We start from the raw sequence: 22,156 nt of genomic DNA, 5'->3' as shown, positions 1-22,156 counted from the left end.
CAGATTGCCCGCAGGGTTTCGCATCAGTCAGACTTGAACGCATGATGAGTCCTGCACCTGCCACCCGACCGAATTCGGTGACCCTTCGCTTCCTGGCGGCCCCGATGGATGTCGGGGTGGCCGGCACGGTCTCCGCCGGCACCGTGCTGGAATGGGTCGACAAGGCCGCCTACGCCGCGGCCGTGGGCTGGTCCTCCAGCTACTGCGTCACCGCCTACGTGGGGAACATCCGCTTCGAGGATCCCATCAGCTCCGGCGACCTGGTGGAGGTCACCGCTTCGGTGGTCTACACCGGCAGCACCTCCATGCACATCCGCACCGAGGTCTCCTTCTCGGATCCGCGCGAGCTGCGCCCCACCATGTCCACCACCTGCCTGGTGATCTTCGTGGCGGTGGACGGCAACGGCAAGCCCACCGCGGTGCCGAACTACGTTCCCGAATCCCTGCGGGAGATCGAGCTGCGCAACAACGCGCTGGCCCGCATCGAGGTCCGCAACCAGATCGTCGCCTCGATGAAGGACCAGGTCTACTCGAACGCCGGCACCGCCGAGCGCGTAGTCCTGCGCTTCATGGCCTCGCCCACCGACGTGAACTGGGGCGGCAAGGTGCACGGCGGCATCGTGATGAAGTGGATCGACGAGGCCGCGGCACTGTGCGCCTCGCGCTACTGCGGGCTGGACACCGTCGCGGTGTTCTCCGGCGGCATCCGCTTCTACCGCCCGTTGTTCATCGGGGACCTGGTGGAGGTCGAGGCCCGCTTGGTCTACACCGGCACCAAGGGCATGCACATCGCGGTGCACGTGCGCTCGGGCAACCCGAAGACCCGCGAAATGAACCTGACCACCTACTGCCTGACCATCATGGTCACCCGCGACGAGACCGGCACCGCGGTGCCGGTCAAGCCATGGATCCCGGTCACCGAGGAGGACCACCGCCTGCACGACCACGCGCTGGAGCTGCTGACCATCCGCGCCAACGCCCCCGGCGGCTACACCCCGACCCACCTGGCGCACGATCTGGGGCAGGCCGGCGCAGCCCAGGAGCAGTCCAAGTGAGCGCTTCGCCCTTCGTGAAGGTCTGCGGGCTGTCCACCGCACAGGACGTCGCGGCCGCCGTGGCCCACGGCGCCGACGCCCTGGGCTTCGTGCTGACCCCCAGCCCGCGCGAGGTCTCCCCCGCCCTGGCCGCCGAACTGCTCTCCGCCGTTCCCGCCGCGGTGGCCACGGTGGCGGTATTCCGCTCCGAGGACGCGGACACCGCGATCCGGCTCTCCCGGCAGGCCGGCGTCGGCTGGATCCAGCTGCACGGACGGCGCACCCCTGAGGACATCGCCGCGGTCAAGGCTGCTGGATTCCATGCGATCCGCGCCGTGCGCATGGATGCCGGAGCAAGCGAGTTCGAGGACTGGGGCGAGGACTTCCTGCTGATCGACGCGGCCGTTCCCGGCAGCGGCGAAAGCTGGGACTACGCCGCGGTGCGCGAGCTGGCGGCGGGGCGCCGCTGGCTGGTGGCCGGGGGGCTGCATTCCGGCAACGTGGCCGGCGCGCTGGAGCAATCGCAGGCCTCCGGCGCGGATGTCTCCTCCGGGGTGGAATCCTCGCGCGGGGTCAAGGACCCGCAGCTGATCGCCGCGTTTCTCGACGCCGCGAAGACCAGAGCCGGCTAGCCCAGCCAGTTGTGCGGCGCGGGCTTGCGGGAGCCTGGCAGCGCGCCGTTTTCGCGCCAGTCGTGCAGCCACTGCGGGACCACACGGTCCGCGGGAACCTCCAGCCCCACCGCCTGCATGATCTCCTCGTTGGACACCGCGCCCTTCTTCGAGGTCATGCGGGTCGCGATGTAGGCGCGGGCGTAGATCTCCCCGTCGACCACGATGCGCTGCTCGAAGTAGATGCATTTCTCGTCCAGCCCCAGCAAGCGGGTTTCTTGGGAGAACTTCTTGCCCAGCTCGACGGATTTGCGGAAGGTGATGGTTTCGCACTGCACCACCGGGGTCCACTTCTTCTTGCGCAGGATGTCCCAGACGCCCGAGCGGAACATCAGGTCGAAGCGGCCCAGGTCGAAGATCGAGAAGTACATGCCGTTGTTGATGTGGCCTGCGAAGTCGATGTCGGTCAGCGTGGCCCGCATGCTCACCGAGCCGGTGTCGAACATCGACAGCTTCGGTGCTTTCTTGCTTTTGAAGAACACCATCAGGATTCGAAAAATCATGTGCATACCATCACATTACCGTTCGGTAACTTGTTTTCCCAGTTGTTTCCTCCGCTCTCAACCTTTGGCCTAATCCTGCCGGATCACGCGTTTTCCCCTCGCCGCCCGCTAAAGTCGAAAGCGACTTTTGAACGACGCACTTGTCCAAGGAGCCGCCATGCGCCGACTGACCGACTACGTCCACCGGCGGCTTCCTTCCCTCCCGCCCGCCGACTGGGAACGCCCGGCCCCCGACAAGGCCGGCCTGCGCCGCGACATGTTCGCCGCGCTGGGGCTGCTGGCCTTCGCCATCGTGATGCAGCAGCTGAGCCTCTCGCTGACCGAGGTCGAGCACGCCCCATCTCAGGGGGCGTCGCTGGCAGTGCTGTCGGCGATGATCCTGCCGCTGATGTTCCGCAGGCGCTGGCCGATTTCCATGATGCTTCTGGGCTCCGCCGCCTTCATGGTCAGCGGCACCTCGGAGGCCTACATGGTCACCATGCAGATCTGCGCGCAGCTTGCCTACTTCCTGGGCCTGTACACTGCCGTCACCTGGTCGCGGAACCGCCGCGCGCTGTGGAGCATCTTGAGCATCGTGCTGCTGGCCATGGCCGTCTGGATCATCATCGACCTGTTCACCTCGGACCTGATGAAATCCATGGACGTCAGCATGGTGGACAACCCCGCCGGCGACATCCCGGCGGATATCGCCTTCCCGCTGTACACCTTCCTGATCAACCTGCTGTTCTTCGGCGGCTCCATCTTCCTCGGGCTGGTCAGCTGGTCCAATGCCTACGCCAACGAACTGGTCAAGACCCAAGCGCAGCGCATCGCCGACCAGTCCCAGCAACTGGCGGACCGCGCGGTGAACGAGGAGCGCCTGCGCATCGCCCGCGAGCTGCACGACGTGATCGCCCACCACATCGCCTCGGTCGGGGTCCAGGCCGGCGCCGCGCGCATGGTCCAGCGGCGCGACCCGGAAAAAGCCGCCGAGCTCATGAAGGGCATCGAGGACTCGGCGCGCAGCGCCGTGGGCGAGACCCGCGCGCTGCTCGGCGTGCTGCGCGAAAGCGGGGGCGACATGCTGCCTGATTCCGGCGGCGACGCGCGCCGGCCTGAACCGTCGATGAAGCAGCTGCCGACGCTGCTGGCGGAGAACCGCGCGCAAGGCCTGGCCGTCGAGCTCTCCCGCGCCGAGCACACCCCCGGCTACCTGGACTCGCTGCCCGCCGGCGTGTCCCTGGCCCTCTACCGGATTTGCGGCGAGGCCCTGGCCAATGTCCGCCGGCACTCCACCGCCCGCCGCGCCACCCTGAGCCTGCGCTCGGGCGTCGACGAGCAGGGCCCGTGGGTCGAAGCAGAGATCACCGACGAGGGAACTACGCTCCCTGACAGCTCCGGCAGCGGCTTCGGCTTGCGCGGCATCCGAGAGCGGGCCAATCTGCACCACGGTCTGGTGGAGATCGGCCCGCGCGTCCCGCACGGCTGGCGCACCCGGGCGCGGCTGCGGGTGGTGGCCGGCGCGGAAACTACACTGGTGCCATGAGCAAGATATCCGTCGTGATCTGCGACGACCAGCCTCTGATCGTCTCCTCGCTGAAGCTGATCCTGGAAACCGACCCGCAGATCAGCGTGGTGGGCACCGCCGAGAACGGCGAGCAGGGGGTGGCGCTGGTCACCGAGCTGAATCCAAGCGTGGTCCTGATGGACATCCAGATGCCGCAGCTGGACGGCATCGCCGCCACCTCCCGGATCAGCCGGGACACCGACACCAAGGTCGTGGTGCTGACCACGTTCAACCGCGATGACTACCTCTTCGACGCCCTGGACGCCGGGGCCAGCGGCTTCCTGCTGAAGAACACCGACCCGGAAACGCTGATCACCGCAGTGCACCAGGTCGCCGCGGGCCACGGCCTGCTCTCCCCCGAGGTCACCCTCAAGCTCATCCGCCACCGCTCCGCCCCGGCCGAGGCGGCGCCGGACGCGGACGGGCAGGACCTGCTCTCCGCCCTGACCGAACGCGAGCTGCAGGTGCTCACCGAGCTGGCCAAGGGCAAGAACAACCAGGAGATCGCCGCGGTGCTCTCCCTGTCGGAGGCGACGGTGAAGACCCACCTGTCGAACCTGCTGGCGAAACTGCATCTGAGGGACCGGGTCCAGGGTGTGCTCTTCGCCCACCGCGTCGGACTCATCCAATAGTTTCAGCCTGCAGAGTGAGCCCCGCCGCCGCCTGGATTCCTAGGCTAGGAGGTAGACAAGGCACAGCAGCTAAAGGATGACCATGCTAGAGGTACACAACGTGTCGCGTTCCTTCGCGGAGCGGCTTGTGTTGGACGACGTCAATTTCACCGTGCCGCGCGGCGCGCTGACCGGCTTCGTCGGCGCCAACGGGGCCGGCAAGACCACCACGATGCGCATCATCATGGGGCTGCTGAAGGCCAGTTCGGGCACCGTGAGCCTGGACGGGAAGCCGCTGGAGGGCGATACCCGCCCCCACTTCGGCTACATGCCCGAGGAGCGCGGACTGTATCCCAAGCAGCCGATCATCGACCAGCTGGTGTACCTCGGCCAGCTGCATTCGCTCTCCCGGTCCGAGGCCCGCCGCCGCGCCATGGAGCTGCTGGCCCGCTTCGGCCTGGACGACCGCGCCAAGTCCAAGCTCGAATCCCTCTCGCTGGGCAACCAGCAGCGCGTCCAGGTCGCCGCGGCGCTGCTGCATGAGCCGGAGGTGTTGATCCTCGACGAACCCTTCAGCGGCTTGGACCCCATTGCGGTGGACTCCATGAGCTCCATCCTGCGCGACTACGCTTCCCGCGGCGTCCCGGTGCTGTTCTCCTCCCACCAGCTGGACCTGCTCGACGTGCTGGTCGACCACCTGGTCATCATCCAGGACGGCCGCATCCTGGCCAACGCCTCCGCCGAGGACCTGCGAGCATCGCAGGCCACCCGCCACAAGCTCTCGCTCGGCGCGGACGCCGGATGGCTGCGCGACGAGCCCGGGGTCGAGGTGATCGACATCTCCGGCTCCCGGGCACTGGTGAACTTCCAGACCGAGACCGACTCCCAGCGCGTGCTGCGCGAGGCCCTGTCGCTGGGCACCGTCACCGAGTTCGCGATCCACCGCCCCGCCCTGGCCGACATCTACCGGGAGATCATCAAATGAACACCACCTCCGCCCCCTGGCTGATCGTGGCTCTGCGCGAAGTCGAGACGAAGCTCAAGGACAAGGCCTTCGTCATCTCCACCCTCGGCACCCTGGCGCTGATCATCGGCGCCGTCGCGCTCACCGGATTCCTGGGCAGCAAGTCCGCGGACTACTCCGTGGCCGCCACCGACCCGCTCAGCTACCAGGTTCTCACCGAGGCCCAGGACCAGCGCCCGGAGAACATGAGCCTTGCCATCTCCCAGCTCGACCCCGGACAGGCCCGTGACCAGGTTCAGTCGCAGGACATCGACGCGATGCTGGCCTCCTCCGCCGACCAGCGCAGCATGACGCTCACCGGCTTCGACGAGCTCGACGCCGATCTGGAACAGCTGGTCTCCACCGCGATGCGCACGGTGCTCACCGACCGGCTATTGTCCGCCCAAGGGCTGGACGCCTCCGCGCTGCCGACGGCGGATGACCTGGAAACCGAGCAGTTGCAGGGAGATTCCGAACGCAGCTCGATGATCCGCGCGATGGCCTTCATCTTCTCCTTCCTCTTCTACATGGCGGCGCTGATCTTCGGCATGCCGATCGCCAACTCGGTGATCGAGGAGAAGCAGAACCGCGTGGTCGAGATCCTTGCCAGCACCGTCAGGCTGCGCCAGCTGCTGGCCGGCAAGATCATCGGCAACGTCATCCTGGCCATGGTCCAGCTGCTCCTGTTCCTCGGTGTCGGCCTGCTGGCGGCCTACCTGGCGCCGGGCGAGATCCCGTTCCTCGGCGTGGTCTCCACCGTGGCTGGATGGTTCGTTGTCTTCTTCCTCGGCGGGTTCATGCTGCTCGCGGGCATCTGGGCAGCGCTGGGCGCACTGGCCACCCGCACCGAGGACCTGCAGCAGTCCAGCGGCCCGATCATCGGCGCGCTGGTGGCGGTGATGTTCATTGGCATCTACGCCAAGGGCGGCTTCCTGGTCCTCGCCTCGTATATCCCGATCGCCTCTTCGGTGGCGATGCCCATCCGCATGCTGTCCGGGGACGTGGCCCTGTGGGAACCGCTGCTGTCGCTGGCCGTGCTGCTGGCCGCGTGCTGGGCCGTGCTGCTCTTCTCCGAACGCATCTACCGCCGCGCGGTCATGCACACCGGCGGGGCACTGACCCTTCGCAGGGCCATGAAGCTCGAGCTCTAGCGCCAGCTGCCGGAAAACCGCACGTCGCGGATCAGCCGGTGCACAGGCGGGGTCGCTAAAATCATTCGGGTGCGAGAAGAGAAACCCCTTGTGAATTTGTCCGCCCGGCTGATCGTCGTTTGGCTGGTGGCCCTGAGCGGAATCATCGGCTCAACCATCCTGGCCACCGCGCACTACGTCTTCGATACCGGCGTGCTGTCGGTCATCGTCCTGTGGGCCCTCCGGGTTCTCGTGCTCGCAAGCTTCTGGCTGCTGCCGCTGCCGCGGGACACGAAGATCTTCGGCATCGGGCTGGTGCTGCTGTCTTTGGTCCTCGACGTGCTGCTCAAGTTTCCGGTGCTAGGTTCGGTGCAATACGCGGACTGGTTCCTGGTCTCGGCACTGGACCTCACCGGCGCGTACGCCGGCTACTTCACCGTCTGGGGCCTGCTGCTGCCGGTGCTGAGCATGACCGGTTGGTTCATCCTGCGCCAGCGCCGGCTGGCTGGCTGGCTGGTCGGACTGGCTTCCACCCTGGGCATGGGCTTCGCGGTGCAGGCTGTCTCCCGATCCGTGGACGGAACCTTCACCCTCTTCGCCGTGGTCACCGTCGCCCGCTACATCGTGCCTGCCGCACTGGCGGCTCTGGCCGATTTCGCTGTGGCACGCTATTCGGCGCGGGTGCTCCCGCGCTGATTGCCGAACATGCCGGATCGCTGGCAACGGATCCCGGGGAATCCCGGCAGGCGGCGAGGGCGCAAGACAGGCCCTTATGGAACTGGCCAAGCAGGCTGCGGACGGCACCGCCAGCGCTGCGAGAATCTTTACCCGCCCTGCCATTTGCCAGGCCCCGGAATCCGGGCTTTTCCACGACTTCAAGGGTTCAACGACCGGCGCGTTATTGCGCAGCTGGCATGCGGGAACGAGAACTACCTGCCGGGGGTTCGCAGCCGAACGCAGTTGCCTCCCAAGCTAGGGCGAGACGGAGGGCACTGTAGTTTCACTTCCTTCCCCGCTGGTTGATGCCTGCACGCCGCCTTCGTCTGCTTGAGATGTGCTTGCTGGCGCGTGGAACCGGCTGCCCCATCCCGCCACCGGGATCTAGGGGAACGCGCTGCACGGAGCCTACGGGTCGAAGAGCCGTCAGCCGCCAAGGCCAGGGCATGCCAGAGGGCTGGCTCGTGCCGCAGGCGGACCCGCGATTCGCAGAGGCTGCCGCGCAATTATTTGCGGACGAATCGTCAACGAGGTGATTCAGGGATTCCCAAGAAGGCAGGGAACAAGATGAACCGAGATCGAGTGGACGCTAGTCCCGAAGAAAAATGAAGTACTTAGCAAGGAGACCAAAGAGGAAGAGGAGGCCCTGGCCCGCGAGTGGGAGAAGGAATCGTTCCCGGCCTCGGATCCACCGGCAGATTACTAAGAGTGCGGAACTCTTGCCCATGTCCTTCGAGTGGATACTCCCAGATAGCGTCAAAACGCTCGTGAGGTGCCCTTTGCGGATGCGTGCTTTCGTCGAGTAATTTTCCACGCATTTGCGTATGCAGATCCGGAAGGGCAGTACCGTGGGCAACGGATCCCGCGCTGCGGTAACTTTTGCGAGGAACCATCCCATTGCCCAATGGGATGTTCCTCCTTTTAAGAGGCTTCGTCCGCTTGCTCTGTCTCTGCTGCTTCCTCTCCAATGCCGGCAAGCAGGCATGGCAGTCACGTTGCCTGGCGGAGCACAGCACCGGCAGATCTTGGCCAACGGTCCGCCCTGCCCTTTTTCGAGCTGCTGGTGAATCTGCGCGCAGAGTCCGGAAGACCATCGGGACACAGGACGCGCATGGCCCGGTCATCTCGATCGCCGCTCAAGCTCGACGTCCCAGCGTTCTTGGCGATGGCTCTCTCGTTGATGCACGGCCACGGCAGCAAACCCCCGACTGCACATTCTCCCACGCAGGAGAAACGCATCCCTGGCCTCCGGGCCTTGGCGGATGGCGGATCAAGGCTCATTCCCTGATGCGCTCATTCGTCCCCTCGGCAGACTGTTCGGCAAGCTGCTCCCGTAGGCCGATATTTTCAGCTTCCAGCTCCAAGATGATGCCGATGCCGGCCAGATTCACGCCCCGCTCGATCAGCTCAGATATCTGCTTCAGCCGGGCCAAATCCTCCGCATGGTACCTGCGCGTGCCCCCGCTGGTCCGTGCTGGGGTGATCAAGCCTCGCACTTCATAAAGCCTGACAGTTTGCACGCTCACCCCCACGCTCTGCGCAGCGGTGGCAATGGAATGCGTTCGAGAGGCACCTTCTGGGTGTGCAGAATTTTTTGACATTTTTTACCTTGCGTAGCTTGCGTAATCTCTGATTCCCATGCTATAAAATCTACATCGTTAGGTATAGATCTAACGGAAAGTGAATTGCACCATCATAGAGTGTCACACCAGAAAGGAATGAGTTCAGATGATGCAGACCGAGGTACTTCGCGATTTCGACCGCTTGGTACAGCGAGCTTTCAACACCCAACTCAGCTCTGAGCCCGTCCACCCGATGCCAATGGAGGCATGGCGGGACGAAGACGGATTCCATGCTGAATTCGATCTACCAGGCATCGATGCCGAGCAGATCGACATGGCCGTGGAAAAGAACATCTTGACCATCCGCGCCGAGCGCACCAAGCCGGAAGGCCGTCAGTACGTGACCGGTTCGGAAAGACTGTGGGGCCACTTCACCCGCGAACTGGTGCTGGGGGATCATTTGGATACCGAGAGCATCCAAGCCTCCTATGTCGATGGCGTGCTGAGGCTGGATATTGCTGTGGCCGAAAGTGCCAAGCCCCGCCGTATCCAGGTTGCGGTCAACCGCGGCGGGAAAGACCCCAAGGAATTAACCAGCTAGTCAAGGATGCCCCTGAGGGGCATGCGCGGAGATGATGTGTCATGTCTGCCTTCATTGATCCGGTGTTCCACCCGTTGGTCATTGATGACGAGTTGCTTCTGGCCATATACGAGCTCGAGCTATCCACGGCACCACGTCAGGACCAGCCGCCGCGAGCGCGCCGACGAACCGCGCTCGACGGTGTTCCGCGGCCCAGTCAGCGGTGTCCGGAAGCAGAGAACGATACCCGAGTGAGTGAAAGGTCAGTACGCGCCATCGGACCTGCAAGGGTTTATTCGCGTTCACCACCGGTAGCCGGTGAGCCTGGCCGAAGAACCTGAACAGAGTGGTCGACAGGGGTGCGTCCGAACCGAAGACCGGGCGCACCCCTTCGGAACGAGCAGCAACGGTTCGCACCAAGAACGACCCGTTGGCCAGAATTCGTTCAGCGGCGCGCGGATGCCTGAACCGACCCAGGACCGCGAGAAGCGAAGCGGCCTCGTCCGGCTTCCTTGGCCTATGACCAAGAAGGACGCATCCACACCGGGGACACTGGATCAACCCCAAAGACCGATCCGAGTTGAACGAACTGATCGTACGGGAGGACGGCTCCGGGTGCCGACCGCGACCAGGGCGCATTGCAGTGCCGATCCCCAGCGGCATGCAGTCATCGTCCTAGGCCGGCACAGTGCCCCGCTGGCGGCTCCAGCCCACCTTGAGCGGTACCGGAGAAGCAATCGATTTGCTGCCGGCGAGCGGATGTCCCGACCCCGCCCGCCGCCCGCTAAATGGTTGGAAGCTGTGAATCAGGCGGAATCGCCGCGACAAGAATACGCAGGGCCTATGATTCGTGGTGACTCAGCTACCGACATAGAACACAGATTAGCTCTCGCACTTGGCGAATACCTGAGATTGCAAGGACTTGCTGCGGACATGAACGACAGGAGCACATGCGATGTTTCACCAAGAATTGCGGACCCACACGGCCGATGAACTTAGGAATCTGTTGACGTCACCCCATGCGCAGGAGCACCTTCGCCGCTATGGTTGGCAGCCTGCGATGCCCATAGTCATCACTGCACCCTACGAAACGCTGGACACCGCGATGGGGCTGGTATCCACCTACAACTCGGCGGTCCTTATCGGATGTTATGACCCGTATTCGGACGAGCTCACCCTGTGGCAAGTTTCCGGGCCGGAATCCACCGAGCATCCCGAAGACGGCGTTGAACTCAAGCGCAATGAAGCGTACACCTTCCGGGAAATGTGTCAGAAAGCGATGCAGAGCCCCGCAGTGCGCTTCCGGCCCAAGGGATGGAACCATGATGTCCGCGTTCGAGAAATTCCGCTGTTTGCCCGCAGTGACCGCCTAACGTGCAGCCGCGAACAGATGATCCATTCCTCCCGGAAGCACACGCGCCCACTCGAACATATCCCCCTGGGCACTTCTGGTACCTAGCTTCGAGCGTTCCGCTCCTTCCGCGTGGCCTCCCAGAGGCGGCACGGGAAGATCGGCATCGAGGATATGGGACAACACGACGTGCCCTGCTCCGAGGCCCCATGCTTGCCGGCCAAACCAGCAATGCTCGGCCAGGCATCGCCGTGGCCTTGGCAGCGCATCGCGCGTTCATGCCCACTGGTCAGTGGACCTCGATTAAACCCGCAGGCCGCGGCGAGCTCCCCTTGTCGGGGAACTCACCGCGGCCTGTCTTCGACCTGGTGCTGACGGCGCCTAGATCAACGAGTCGCTCAGGTGGTTCGGAGTGCCGAAGCGGTGGGCGGTGATGGACACTGCCTGCTCGTGCAGGAACGGGAGCAGCTCCACACGACCGGCGCCGGTGACGTTCGAGGCGTAGATCGCCACGTCAGGCTTGCCGTTGGTGGCCTCTGCAACCTCGGAGAGCGACCCGCCGATCAGGCGGATGCGGGCCGAGGACTGCGGACCGGTCTTGGCTGCCAGCTTGGCGGCGCGGGCCGCGAAGCCCGCTGCGTCTTCGCGCACCACGGTGACCGAGTGCTCGGCCAGCAGGTTGCGCACGCCGCGCGGCAGCTCGACGTCAGCGGAGAACACCACGCGCGATCCCGCGGTCACGCCGGCGGCCAGCACGCGCAGCGCCTCGGCAATGCCGTGGCCGCTGGTCTCGTTCTCGTAGCGCACGGTCACGTCCACCGGGCGGTAGCGGAACACGTTGCGCTCGGCCTGCAGACCTGAACGGTCCTTGGCCTGGTTGAACTCGGTGTTCCACCACAGCTTGTCGCTGCCCAGGGCTGCGGACAGCCACTGGGTGTCGGCCTCGTCCAGACCCGCGGTGTTCAGCAGGCGCTCATCGAAGGTGGACAGCGCGGCGGTCTCGGTGACCGGCGCATCGGTCCACGAACCCATGCCGACCAGGTAGTTCGGGCCGCCAGCCTTGGTGCCGGCACCGATGGCCGACTTCTTCCAGCCGCCGAACGGCTGGCGCTGCACGATGGCGCCAGTGATGCCGCGGTTCACGTAGATGTTGCCGGCCTGGATGTTCTCCAGCCAGTAGGCCAGTTCGTCCTGGTCCAGCGAGTGCAGGCCCGAGGTCAGGCCGTAGTCGATCTCATTGACCATGGCCACTGCTTCTTCCAGGGTCTCGGCAGTCATCACGCCGAGGATCGGGCCGAAGTACTCGGTCAGGTGGTACTCGCTGCCGCGCTTCACGCCGTAGCGCACGCCCGGGGAGTACAGCTTGCCCGAGTCGTCGAGCTGCTCGGGCTTCAGTTCCCAGCGCTCTCCGGCGCCCAGGGTGGTCAGGCCGCGCTTGAGCTTCTCGCCCGGCTCGCCGATCAGCGGGCCCATCTGCGACTCGGGGTTCCACGGGTAGCCGACCTTCAGCGACTTGACCGCGTCGATCAGCTGGCTGTTGAAGCGGCGCGAGGTGGCCACCGAGCCGACCAGCACGACCAGCGAGGAGGCCGAGCACTTCTGGCCTGCGTGGCCGAAGGCCGACTGCACCACATCCTTGGCCGCCAGGTCGAGGTCCGCATGCGGGGTGACGATGATGGCGTTCTTGCCCGAGGTCTCCGCAAGCAGCGGCAGGTCCTTGCGGAAGGAGCGGAACAGCTCGGCGGTCTCGTAGCCGCCGGTCAGGATCAGGCGGTCGACGCGGGCGTCGGAGACCAGCTGGGTGCCCAGCTCGCGCTCACTGACGAAGACCAGCTGCAGCACGTCCTTCGGCACGCCGGCGTCCCACAGGGCCTTGACCATGACGGCGCCGATGCGCGCGGCCTGGCTGGCAGGCTTGATGATGACGGCGGAACCCGCGGCCAGGGCCGACAGGGTGGAGCCGGCAGGGATCGCCATCGGGAAGTTCCACGGCGGGGTGACCACGGTCAGCTTGGACGGCACAAAGGTCGCACCGTCGACGGTGTCCAGGTCGCGGCCGCGCTGGGCGTAGTAGTGGGCGAAGTCGATCGCCTCGGAGACTTCCACGTCGCCCTGGTCGATGGTCTTCCCGCACTCGGAGCCGAGCACCTCGAGCATGGTGGCGCGGCGCTCTTCGAAGAGCTGGCCGGCGCGGTGCAGGATCTCGGCGCGCTTGGCCGAGCCCAGTGCCTGCCAGCCGGCGGCGGCGTCCACGCCCATGGCGATGGCCTCATCCAGTTCCGAGGAGGAGTGGATGGTGTGCGAGGAGACCAGGTCCTTGCCCAGCGACGAGTCCTGCATCTTGGCCAGGATCTCGCGGCCCCAGGCGCGGTTCTGGGCCAGGTCCGGATCGGTGTCCGGGGTGTTGAAGAACCCGGTGGTGCCCTCGATCAGGCCTTGGACCTTCCCGGCCAGCGCCTCGTCCTGGACCTGGCGGTTCTGCACGCGGTGCGGAGCCGGGACCTGCTCGCTCATGGCCTCCAGGGAAGCCAGGAAGCGGTCCTTCTCGCGCTGGAACAGCGCCTCGTTCTTCTCCAGCTCGAAGACCGCGGACATGAAGTTCTCCTGGCTGGCGCCCTCTTCGAGGCGGCGGATCAGGTAGGCGATCGCCACGTCGAATTCTTCCGGGTGCACCACCGGGGTGTAGAGCAGCAACTCGCCGACCTCGCGGCGCACCGCCTCGGCTTGGCCGGTGGCCATGCCCAGCAGCATCTCGAACTCGATGCCCTTGGTGACGCCGCGGGACTTGGCCAGCAGCCAGGCCAGGGCCACGTCGAACAGGTTGTGGCCGGCCACGCCGATGCGCACGTTCTTCACGTGCTCCGGGCGCAGCGCGTAGTCGATGACCATCTTGTAGCTGGTGTCGGAGTCCTGCTTGGTGTGCCAGGTGGCCAGCGGCCAGCCGTGGATGTCGGCTTCCATGGTTTCCATCGGCAGGTTCGCGCCCTTGACCACACGCACCTTGATCGGTGCGCCGCCATCGGCCACGCGGGCCGAAGCGAAGTCCTGCAGCTGGATCATGGCGCCCAGGGCATCCGGCAGGTAGGCCTGCAGCACGATGCCGGCTTCCAGGTTCTTGAACTCGTCCATGGACAGGATCCTGGTGAAGACCGCGATGGTCAGCTCCAGGTCCTTGTACTCTTCCATGTCCAGGTTGATGAACTTCTTCTTGGAGCCGCGGTTGGCCAGCTCGTAGAGCGGCTTGAGCTTCTCGATGATGTGCTCCACCGCCTCGTCGAAGGCCCAGTGGTTGTGCGGGGCCACGGTGGCGGAGACCTTGATGGACACGTAGTCCACGTCGTCGCGGGCCAGCAGCTTGGTGGTGCCCTCCAGGCGGCGGGCTGCTTCGCCCTCGCCCAGGATGGCCTCGCCCAGCAGGTTGACGTTCAGGTTGACGCCTTCGCGCTTGATCTTGGAGATCGCGCCGCCCAGCTTGGCGTCGGAGGCGTCGATGATCAGGTGGCCGACCATCTCGCGCAGCACCTTGCGGGCCGCCGGAACCACGATCTGCGGCACGATCGGCGCCATGACGCCGCCCAGGCCAACTGCCTTGCGCATGTACCACGGCAGGAAGGCCGGCACCTTCGGGGCCAGGGCCTTGAGGTTGGCGGCGGCGACGTTCAGGTCCTCGGGACGGATCACGCCGTCGACGAAGCCGACGGTGAAGTCCAGGCCGTTGGGGTCCTTGAGCACTCCGGCCAGGCGGGCGGCGGAGGCGTCGGTCGGGAACTGCGCGGCTTCGGTGAGCCAGCGGCGGACCAGCTTGATGGCGTCGTCGGCCAGTTCGGCCGGGGTGGTCATGGTGTTGCCGGCGGCGTCGACGGCCGGCGGCACGAGGTGCTGGGTGTTGGTGGAAGACACTTGTGGTCCCTTCGATGCGGTTCGTACATGGGGGTTCGGCACCGAACGCTCAGGTCGTTTTTGGGCTGTGCTGGCCGCCTGCTCCGGTCAGGAACCACGCGCCACGCGAAGCTGTGTGCAAGATTGAGTATGACCCTTTTGCGGGTTAAGCAAAAGTGAACAAAACCGAAGGATTTCATTCGGGTTTGCTAATGTTTCCACAGGGTCTGAAATTCACCGGAAAACGCGGGGGTAAACCATGCTTGAACTGCGCCGATTGCGGCTGCTTCGGGAATTGAGCATCCGCGGCACCATCGCGGAGGTCGCCGACGTGCTCAGCTACTCCCCTTCCTCGGTTTCGCAGCAGCTCACCCAGCTGGAGGCGGAAGCGGGCGTGGAGCTGCTGCGCCGCACCGGACGCACGCTGCAGCTGACCCCGCAGGCCCAGGTCCTGGTGGCCCACACCGAGGAACTGCTTGGCTCCATGGAGCGGGCCGAAGCGGCGCTGGCCGCCACCTTGTCCACGGTCACCGGTACCGTGCGCCTGGCCGTGTTCCAAACCGCCATGCTGGCCCTGATGCCGCCGGTACTGCGCGAGCTGCGCACCACCTACCCGCGCCTGCGGGTGGAGATGAGCCAGCAGGAGCCGGCCGAGGCGCTGCACGAAACCAGCAGCCGCAACTTCGACCTGGTGGTCGCCGAGCAGTACCCCGGGCACGCCGCACCGCACTATGAAAACCTCGACCGACGAGTGCTGACGCACGACGCCATCCGGTTGGCGCTGCCGGCCCGGGGTGCGGCGGGCAATGCCGAATTCGACCGGGTCGCCACCTTGGAGCACGCCGCGCACCTGCCCTGGGTGATGGAGCCGGAGGGTGCGGCCAGCCGCCACTGGGCCGAGCAGTCCTGCCGGCTGGCCGGCTTCGAGCCGGACGTGCGCTACGAAACCGCGGACCTACAGGCCCATCTGCAGCTGGTGGCGTCCGGCAACGCGGTGGCGCTGCTGCCCGCACTGGTGCTGCGCACCGATTCCGGGACGCTGCGCGCGGTCGAGCTGCCGGGCGCGCCGATGCGCACCATCTTCACCGCCATGCGGCATTCCTCGACCCAGTCCCCGGCCATGCAGGCGGTGCGCTCGCTGCTGCACCGGCAGCCTGGAATGATCGACGAGCAGGGTTCGGCCGACCCGCCGCCGACCAAACGGCTCCTTCGATGAGTTGGGTCACATTTCGGTAACAACGCTCCGGGCGGAACGCGACAAACCCTCCAATTGGTGCCATAGTGGTGACTCGCACCACAAGACCCGCGTCCCGCCCCGGTACATCATCGCGGCGGGCAGAACAGGTTATGAGGAAACATGTCCGACCAGACTTTTCAGATGATCGCGATCGCGATCTACATGGCCGCCATGCTTGGCATCGGCTATATCGCGTATCGCCGCACCAACAACATCGATGACTACATGCTGGCCGACCGCGGCCTGAAGCCCTGGGTGGCCGCGCTGTCGGCTGGCGCCTCGGACATGTCCGGCTGGCTGCTCATGGGCCTGCCCGGTGCCATCTACCTGGGCGGCATGCACGAAGCCTGGATCGCCATCGGCCTGCTCATCGGCGCCTGGCTGAACTGGAAGTTCGTGGCCCCGCGCCTGCGCTCCTACACCGCCATCGCGCAGAACGCGATCACCATCCCGAGCTACTTCGAGAAGCGCCTGAAGGACGGCACGCACATGCTGCGCATTGCCTCCTCGATCATCATTCTGGGCTTCTTCACCTTCTATGTCTCCTCGGGCATGGTGGCCGCCGGCAAGTTCTTCGACTCCACCTTCAACTGGCCGTACATGACCGGCCTGCTGTTCGTCGCCGGCATCACCCTGCTGTACACGCTGTTCGGCGGCTTCCTGGGCGCCTCGCTGACCGACATGGTCCAGGGCCTACTGATGTTCGCGGCCCTGGTCGCGGTGCCGATCGTGGCAGTCCTGCAGGTCGGAGACATCAATACCCTGGGCCAGCGCATCACCGACGCCAACCCGGTGGCCTTCAACCTGTTCTCCTCCTTCGACGGCAACGGCACCTTCCTGGCCATCGTCGCGATCTTCTCCACCGCAGCCTGGGGCTTCGGCTACTTCGGCCAGCCGCACATCCTGGTGCGCTTCATGGCGCTGCGCACCCCGGCCGAGGCCAAGAGCGCACGCCGCATCGGCATCGGCTGGATGTTCCTGACCACCCTGGGCGCGGTGTGCACCGCACTGATCGGCATCGCCTACTTCGCCGACGCCCCGCTGGACAAGTCCAGCAGCGAGACCGTCTTCCTGCTGCTCAGCCAGGTCTTCTTCCACCCGCTGATCGCCGGCCTGGTGCTGGCGGCGGTGCTGGCGGCGATCATGTCCACCATGTCCTCGCAGCTGATCGTCTGCTCCTCCGCGCTGGTGGAGGACCTGTACAACATCGCCGGCCGCAAGGCCTCCCCGAAGGCCCTGGTGAATCTGGGCCGCGCCGGCGTGCTGGTTATCGCGGTCATCGCCGTGCTGCTGGCGTTGGACCCGAATTCATCGATCCTCAAGCTCGTATCGTTTGCCTGGGCTGGCTTCGGCGGCGCCTTCGGCCCGATTGTGCTGCTGAGCCTGTACTGGCGCAAGCTGACCGCCATAGGCGCCTTCGCCGGCATGGTCTCCGGCGCCGTGGTCGTCTTCGTCTGGGGCAACATCCCAGATCTTTCGAATGCAATGTATGAAATCGTTCCTGGCTTCGCCATCAACCTGCTGGTTGCCTGGCTGGTGTCCCTGGGCACCTACCGCCACAACGAGCAGGTGCAGGAAGAATTCACCGAAATGGAGAACGAGCTCGGCGTCAAGGTCACCGCCTAAGCGCCGCCCGCGCCAACCTGCATATGGCTCCCGCCATCCCCGGACCCAGGGGACGGCGGGAGCCTTTGTTTTCCTCGAACAGCAGATCGCGTAACAGTCCGAGCACACGTCCGGTTCCTGCCCACCGAACAGCCTTCCACCAAGTAGCCTTGGGATAAGCCGCAAGCTCCACGACGCAGGGGGAATCTCGATGAGCAGCACCAAGAAGTTCACGCACTGGCAGCGCACTGAGTCGCAGTTCCTGGCGGCGGGCGCCGACGCCGTGTATTCGATCGTCGGAAACCTCTCGCAGACCGGGCACTGGATGAAGCAGCTGGGCTTCACGGTGCATGACGACCAGCGCGGAGTCGGCACCAAGGTGGACCTGCTGCCTCCGGGCAAGGTCTTCGGCCCGTTGCACCGGGCCACCGCGCCGTCCGGCTCCATCACCCGCCGCAACCAGGCCGCACGCATGGTCGAGTTCACCCAGCCTCAGCCCGGCGGTTCCATGGTGCTGCGCTGGCGCGTCGACGAGCACGAAGGCGGCTGCATGCTGCACTTCACCGTCGAGCTGCACGGACCGGGCACCACCGCCTTCAAGTTCACCGTGGGCAAGGACCTGTGCGAGGACTTCGCCGTGTCCGCAGCCCGGCTCTACCGGCTGATCGCCCACACCGCGCACATCAAGCTCAACGCCCATGTGGTCATTGCCGGCGGGCGCGGGTTCCTGGGCCGCAACCTCGCCGCGGACCTGGTCTGCCGAGGTGCCTCGGTGGCGGTGCTTTCGCGCACCCGCGAGGCTGATTTCCCCGCCGAACAGTACATCTGGGATGGGCAGCACCAGGGCCCGTGGACCGGTGCCTTCGCCAGCGACCGACCGGTGCACCTGGTCAACCTGGCCGGCGAGCGCGTGGACAAGCGCAACACCGCCCAGAATATCGCCGAACTGACAGATTCGAGGGTGCGCACCACCCGTACGCTGGCCGAGGCCACCGCCAAGGGCTCGAAGCTGGCCACCTGGATCCAGTCCAGCACCACCGCGATCTTCTCCGATGCCGGCGAAACGGAACTCACCGAGTCCAGCCCCATCCCCACCGGCGAGCAGGCGCTGCCCGAGATGACCGGTGTTGCCGCCGCGTGGGAGAAAGCGTTCACCCAGGCTCAGGTCAATGCGAAGCACCGCTACATCCTGCGCACCTCCCTGGTCATGCATCCGGACGCCCCGTTGCTCGGCCCGCTGAATCTGCTGGCGAACACCGGGCTGGGCGGAAAGCTGGGCCACGGCAAGCAGTGGTTCAGCTGGATCGGCATGGAAGATTGGCTGCACGTCATCCGTTGCCTGCTGCGCCTTGAAGCACCTGAAATCCCCGACGGAATCGTGCACGCCACGGCCCCGAATCCGCTGCGCAACGAGGAAGTGATGACAGCCCTGCGCTCGCTGGCCGGGATGCCCGGTGTGCCGACCGGGAGCCTAATTCCCACGGTGGGCGCGGCGGTCATGGGCACCAATGCCCGGGTCATCCTGACAGGACGCAAGGCGACCAGCACTGTCCTTCGCGACGCAGGTTTCGAATTCAAGGAGCTGGATTTCGCGGCGACCGTTGGTCGCTAGCCGGATCCGGGATAGGTCGGTGGATCTTTCGTAGATCCTCCGGCCTTCGCCATGTCATTTTGGGTCACAAAAGCTCAGGCCGAAGCGCTGCCCGCAGCTTCGCGCCATGTCACCGGGCGGCAGCGGGCGACACCGGCCAATGTTCATCGGCCGTTCACCGCCCGGTGTTCCGGCGCTCACCGCAAGCGCTGAGCATGAAACTGTCACACCCCGTGCGCGCAGTGACCTGCCTCTTGACCGTTTGAGAAGGACCGACTACCGACATGGCCAATATTCTCGAAGCTTCATCCCACATCACACGTCCACGAATCCCGAAGCCCAGCGAGCTGTCCAAGCTGCGCCATCAGGTCCAGGCCACCGAAGGCTTGAACGCCAATGTCGCTACCGACGCCGCCTACAACGACGAGCCCCATCCCGAAGCGGCCCCGCGGGTGCTGCCTTTCGGACGGCAGCTGAAGAACATGAGCGAGGTGCGCCATTTCTTCCGGACCAATCAGACGCCGATCTATTTCATTGGCGCGACCCCGGTGAACCTGCTGGGGCTGGACCGCTGGGTTCGAAAGTTCAGCTACATCACCTATTACGACGGGTGGGACGGACAACATCCGCGCGTCTTCACCCCCAGTGAGAAACCCTATGTCGAATTCGACAGCGCCGAGGAGATCAACAACTGGCTGCTGGAGAACTCGGAGGTCCGCGAATTCATCGACTCCCAGCGCACCGTCGGCGGGCCGAAGCCCAAGGTCGCCATGGTGTTTTTCAACGAAGAGACCGAATCCATCTGCGAAGAGCTAGGCTACGACCTGATCCTTCCCCCGGCTGCGCTGCGCACCGAACTTGATTCAAAAATCGTCACTACCAAGCTGGGCAACGCCGCCGGAGCTCCCTCGGTGCCCAATGTGCTGGGCACCGCTTCCAGCTACCACGAGCTGATGGCCTTGGCGCGCACGGGCAAGCTCGGAAATGACCTGGTGGTGCAAACCCCCTACGGCGATTCGGGCAAGACAACATTCTTCATCGCCAACGAAGAGAACTGGAACCAGTATTCGAAGTACATTCTCGGCGAAGACCTCAAGGTCATGAAGCGCATCAACAACCAGCCGGTGGCCGTCGAGGCGGTCCTGACCCGCTGCGGCACCGTGGTGGGACCGATCCTCACCGAACTGGCCGGTTACAAGGAGCTCACTCCCTACAAGGGAGGGTGGTGCGGCAATGAAATGCACCCAGATATCCTCACGGACTCGCAGCGAGCGCGGGCCATTGAGCTGGTGCGAAACGTCGGCAGCGGGCTGCAGAATACCGGGTACCGCGGCTTCTTCGAAGTCGACGTGCTGGTGGACACCGACACCGATGAGGTGTACCTGGGCGAATTGAATCCGCGCATCTCAGGGGCCAGCGCAATCACCAACGTCACCGCCGGCGCCTACGCGGACGTTCCGCTGTTCCTCTTCCACCTGCTGGAGTACCTCGACGTGGACTTCAAGCTGGACGTGGACGAGATCAACGAACGCTGGCAGGAGATGTCCGGGGCTGACGTATGGAGCCACATGATCATCAAGGAAACCGACGACATCCTCCAGTACCTGACACACGCGCCGCGCACGGGCAACTACTACCTCGATTCCCGCGGCAAACTGCAATTCTCCCGCTCGGCCCTGGACTGGCACCAGCTTCAGAACCACAAGGAAGCGTTTTTCCTGCGCATCTACGGCGAGCACGACTACCGTTGGAAGGGAGCCGATCTTGGGGTCCTGGTCACCAAGGCCAAGCTTCAGTACGAAGGCAAAAAGAAAACCAAACTCACCATCGATGCCAAGCATTTCATTTCCTCCATCCGCTCCCAGTACAAGGGCATCGACGTTCCTCCCAATGACAATGGACACTGATTCGGCGGGCCCTCCCGGCGATGGCGTCCTTCCCGCCCGGCCTGAACCCGCAGGCGCCCTGTCCATCGCCAACTGGCAGGCCCCGCAGAACGTCAAGCGCTCGTTCCAGAACATCGCACGCATCCACCCGACCGTACGGGTCTCCCGCGGCGACGGGCCGATCGTCAAGCTGCCGCTGGCCGAGGAGAAGCTCGGCAAGCTCGAGGTCGCCAAATCCAGCTTCACCGATCCAGCCCTGACGGTGCGAGGAGTCATCCACGCGACGAATACCGACGCGGTGCTCGTCATCCACAACGGACGGATCCTATGGGAGAAGTACTACAACACGATGACCGCGCAGAGCGACCATCTGCTGATGTCGGTGAGCAAGACGCTGGTGGGCACCTTGGCCGGCGCACTCGCCGATGCCGGGCTGCTGGATGTGTCCCGGCAGGTGTGCAGCTACGTTCCGTCGCTGGCGCGCAGTGGTTATGCCGGGGCCAGCGTGCGCGACATCCTCGATATGCGCTCGGGCATCCAGTTTTCGGAGGAGTATCTGGATCCCAACGCCGAGGTGCGTCTGCTGGAAGAGGCCATCGGCTGGGCGCCGGAGCGCGGATCAATCGGCCCGGTCGGGATGTACGACTTCCTGCTGACGCTCAAGGCCAAGGGACCCCATGGCGGACCGTTTGAGTACCGGTCCTGTGAAACCGACGTGCTGGGCTGGGTCTGCGAGGCTGCTGGCGGAGCTCCGATGCAGCAGCTGCTCTCCGAATACGTGTGGTCGAAGCTCGGCGCCCAGCAGGATCTGCTGATGGGTGTGGACCAATTCGGGACCGGAATGTTCGACGGCGGCTTCAACACCACGCTGCGGGATCTGGCCCGCTTCGGGCACCTCTACGTCAACGGCGGCCGCGCACTGACCGGGAAAGCGGTGCTTTCTCCGGCGTGGATTGAGGATACCTTCCGGCAAAGCGATGAGCTGTTCCAGGCGTTCGCCCAGTCGCCGGGAGAGAACCTGATGCCCGGTGGCCGGTACCGCAACCAGATCTGGTTCCCCAATCCCGCCACGAATGCGGCGGTGGCGCTGGGCATCCACGGGCAGATGATCTACATGGATCCCGCGGTGAAGCTGGTGGCGGTCAAGCTCTCCAGCTGGCCCTTGCCGCAGGATGCTTCCAAGCTCTTCCCCACCCTGCGGGCGTTCGAGGCCGTGGCACGGCACTTGGGATGCCCGGCCTGAACCCGTA

At 65.1% G+C, this 22,156-nt stretch carries 17 protein-coding genes; 14 read left to right on the top strand and 3 right to left on the bottom strand.

Annotated elements, in window-relative coordinates; translation table 11 throughout:
- The first annotated feature begins 41 nt into the window (after positions 1–41).
- A complete protein-coding gene (locus tag ATC04_RS04185; protein ID WP_231735900.1) occupies positions 42–1,055 on the top strand; it encodes an acyl-CoA thioesterase in 1,014 nt (337 codons plus the stop codon).
- Positions 1,052–1,666 carry a phosphoribosylanthranilate isomerase gene (locus ATC04_RS04180; RefSeq protein ID WP_047120002.1) on the top strand — a complete coding sequence of 205 codons (615 nt, stop codon included), beginning with the start codon at positions 1,052–1,054 and terminating at the stop codon, positions 1,664–1,666. The genes ATC04_RS04185 and ATC04_RS04180 overlap by 4 nt, the downstream gene beginning before the upstream one ends.
- On the opposite strand, the gene ATC04_RS04175 is transcribed toward ATC04_RS04180, so the two are convergent.
- The gene (locus tag ATC04_RS04175) at positions 1,663–2,214 is read right to left on the bottom strand and encodes an acyl-CoA thioesterase (RefSeq protein ID WP_047120003.1); all 552 of its coding nucleotides are present in this window, start codon (positions 2,212–2,214) and stop codon (positions 1,663–1,665) included. The two genes, ATC04_RS04180 and ATC04_RS04175, sit on opposite strands and share 4 nt — an antisense overlap.
- Positions 2,215–2,365: 151 nt before the next feature.
- On the opposite strand from ATC04_RS04175, the gene ATC04_RS04170 reads away from it, so the two are divergent.
- From ATC04_RS04170 to ATC04_RS04150, 5 genes are all read left to right on the top strand, one after another.
- Entirely contained in the window at positions 2,366–3,733 is a 1,368-nt protein-coding gene (locus ATC04_RS04170) for a histidine kinase (protein WP_047120004.1), read from the top strand.
- Positions 3,730–4,386 (top strand): response regulator transcription factor, encoded by a 657-nt coding sequence (locus ATC04_RS04165; protein ID WP_047120005.1) that lies wholly within the window; start codon positions 3,730–3,732, stop codon positions 4,384–4,386. Before ATC04_RS04170 ends, ATC04_RS04165 begins: the two co-directional genes overlap by 4 nt.
- A gap of 82 nt (positions 4,387–4,468) precedes the next feature.
- Positions 4,469–5,350, top strand: a complete 882-nt coding sequence (locus tag ATC04_RS04160; RefSeq protein WP_047120895.1) for an ATP-binding cassette domain-containing protein — start codon at positions 4,469–4,471, stop codon at positions 5,348–5,350.
- Positions 5,347–6,519 carry an ABC transporter permease gene (locus ATC04_RS04155; RefSeq protein ID WP_047120006.1) on the top strand — a complete coding sequence of 391 codons (1,173 nt, stop codon included), beginning with the start codon at positions 5,347–5,349 and terminating at the stop codon, positions 6,517–6,519. Before ATC04_RS04160 ends, ATC04_RS04155 begins: the two co-directional genes overlap by 4 nt.
- A gap of 90 nt (positions 6,520–6,609) precedes the next feature.
- Entirely contained in the window at positions 6,610–7,194 is a 585-nt protein-coding gene (locus ATC04_RS04150; RefSeq protein ID WP_047120007.1) for a hypothetical protein, read from the top strand.
- Positions 7,195–8,492: 1,298 nt separating this feature from the next.
- Here ATC04_RS04150 and ATC04_RS04140 read toward each other — a convergent pair.
- Complete coding sequence (locus tag ATC04_RS04140; protein WP_047120009.1) at positions 8,493–8,816, bottom strand: MerR family transcriptional regulator; 324 nt, start codon at positions 8,814–8,816, stop codon at positions 8,493–8,495.
- A 127-nt stretch (positions 8,817–8,943) separates the two neighbouring features.
- Between ATC04_RS04140 and ATC04_RS04135 the strand changes: the two genes are divergently transcribed.
- Positions 8,944–9,378 (top strand): Hsp20/alpha crystallin family protein, encoded by a 435-nt coding sequence (locus ATC04_RS04135; RefSeq protein WP_047120010.1) that lies wholly within the window; start codon positions 8,944–8,946, stop codon positions 9,376–9,378.
- A gap of 934 nt (positions 9,379–10,312) precedes the next feature.
- Complete coding sequence (locus tag ATC04_RS04130; RefSeq protein ID WP_047120011.1) at positions 10,313–10,816, top strand: hypothetical protein; 504 nt, start codon at positions 10,313–10,315, stop codon at positions 10,814–10,816.
- 273 nt (positions 10,817–11,089) lie between these two features.
- Here the strand turns inward: ATC04_RS04130 and ATC04_RS04125 are convergent, their stop codons facing one another.
- Positions 11,090–14,548, bottom strand: a complete 3,459-nt coding sequence (locus ATC04_RS04125) for a proline dehydrogenase family protein (RefSeq protein ID WP_052772589.1) — start codon at positions 14,546–14,548, stop codon at positions 11,090–11,092.
- 298 nt (positions 14,549–14,846) lie between these two features.
- Here ATC04_RS04125 and ATC04_RS04120 point away from each other — a divergent pair, with 298 nt between their 5' ends.
- From ATC04_RS04120 to ATC04_RS04100, 5 genes are all read left to right on the top strand, one after another.
- Positions 14,847–15,803 (top strand): LysR substrate-binding domain-containing protein, encoded by a 957-nt coding sequence (locus tag ATC04_RS04120; RefSeq protein ID WP_047120012.1) that lies wholly within the window; start codon positions 14,847–14,849, stop codon positions 15,801–15,803.
- A gap of 141 nt (positions 15,804–15,944) precedes the next feature.
- On the top strand, positions 15,945–17,450 hold the full coding sequence (gene putP / locus ATC04_RS04115) for a sodium/proline symporter PutP (RefSeq protein WP_047120013.1): 1,506 nt from the start codon (positions 15,945–15,947) through the stop codon (positions 17,448–17,450).
- A gap of 190 nt (positions 17,451–17,640) precedes the next feature.
- Complete coding sequence (locus ATC04_RS04110; RefSeq protein ID WP_052772480.1) at positions 17,641–19,041, top strand: NAD-dependent epimerase/dehydratase family protein; 1,401 nt, start codon at positions 17,641–17,643, stop codon at positions 19,039–19,041.
- A gap of 263 nt (positions 19,042–19,304) precedes the next feature.
- Complete coding sequence (locus tag ATC04_RS04105) at positions 19,305–20,927, top strand: biotin carboxylase (RefSeq protein WP_047120014.1); 1,623 nt, start codon at positions 19,305–19,307, stop codon at positions 20,925–20,927.
- Positions 20,917–22,149 carry a serine hydrolase gene (locus ATC04_RS04100; protein WP_082123974.1) on the top strand — a complete coding sequence of 411 codons (1,233 nt, stop codon included), beginning with the start codon at positions 20,917–20,919 and terminating at the stop codon, positions 22,147–22,149. The genes ATC04_RS04105 and ATC04_RS04100 overlap by 11 nt, the downstream gene beginning before the upstream one ends.
- The last annotated feature ends 7 nt before the right edge of the window (positions 22,150–22,156 follow it).

The sequence above is a fragment of the Arthrobacter sp. YC-RL1 genome (genome assembly GCF_001454985.1).
In the GTDB taxonomy this organism is placed as follows: Bacteria; Actinomycetota; Actinomycetes; order Actinomycetales; family Micrococcaceae; genus Glutamicibacter; species Glutamicibacter soli.
Note: the sequence above shows the minus strand (reverse complement) of the source record. Positions and strands in the feature narration are given on the sequence as shown.

What these genes read in the sequence shown, in the direction of transcription:
- putP (WP_047120013.1), top strand. Translation starts at nt 15,945, where the DNA reads ATGTCCGACCAGACTTTTCAGATGATCGCGATCGCGATCTACATGGCC.
- ATC04_RS04170 (WP_047120004.1), top strand. Translation starts at nt 2,366, where the DNA reads ATGCGCCGACTGACCGACTACGTCCACCGGCGGCTTCCTTCCCTCCCG.
- ATC04_RS04100 (WP_082123974.1), top strand. Translation starts at nt 20,917, where the DNA reads ATGGACACTGATTCGGCGGGCCCTCCCGGCGATGGCGTCCTTCCCGCC.
- ATC04_RS04125 (WP_052772589.1), bottom strand. Translation starts at nt 14,548, where the DNA reads ATGACCACCCCGGCCGAACTGGCCGACGACGCCATCAAGCTGGTCCGC.
- ATC04_RS04165 (WP_047120005.1), top strand. Translation starts at nt 3,730, where the DNA reads ATGAGCAAGATATCCGTCGTGATCTGCGACGACCAGCCTCTGATCGTC.
- ATC04_RS04135 (WP_047120010.1), top strand. Translation starts at nt 8,944, where the DNA reads ATGATGCAGACCGAGGTACTTCGCGATTTCGACCGCTTGGTACAGCGA.
- ATC04_RS04160 (WP_047120895.1), top strand. Translation starts at nt 4,469, where the DNA reads ATGCTAGAGGTACACAACGTGTCGCGTTCCTTCGCGGAGCGGCTTGTG.
- ATC04_RS04175 (WP_047120003.1), bottom strand. Translation starts at nt 2,214, where the DNA reads ATGCACATGATTTTTCGAATCCTGATGGTGTTCTTCAAAAGCAAGAAA.
- ATC04_RS04110 (WP_052772480.1), top strand. Translation starts at nt 17,641, where the DNA reads ATGAGCAGCACCAAGAAGTTCACGCACTGGCAGCGCACTGAGTCGCAG.
- ATC04_RS04105 (WP_047120014.1), top strand. Translation starts at nt 19,305, where the DNA reads ATGGCCAATATTCTCGAAGCTTCATCCCACATCACACGTCCACGAATC.
- ATC04_RS04130 (WP_047120011.1), top strand. Translation starts at nt 10,313, where the DNA reads ATGTTTCACCAAGAATTGCGGACCCACACGGCCGATGAACTTAGGAAT.
- ATC04_RS04140 (WP_047120009.1), bottom strand. Translation starts at nt 8,816, where the DNA reads ATGTCAAAAAATTCTGCACACCCAGAAGGTGCCTCTCGAACGCATTCC.
- ATC04_RS04120 (WP_047120012.1), top strand. Translation starts at nt 14,847, where the DNA reads ATGCTTGAACTGCGCCGATTGCGGCTGCTTCGGGAATTGAGCATCCGC.
- ATC04_RS04185 (WP_231735900.1), top strand. Translation starts at nt 42, where the DNA reads ATGATGAGTCCTGCACCTGCCACCCGACCGAATTCGGTGACCCTTCGC.
- ATC04_RS04155 (WP_047120006.1), top strand. Translation starts at nt 5,347, where the DNA reads ATGAACACCACCTCCGCCCCCTGGCTGATCGTGGCTCTGCGCGAAGTC.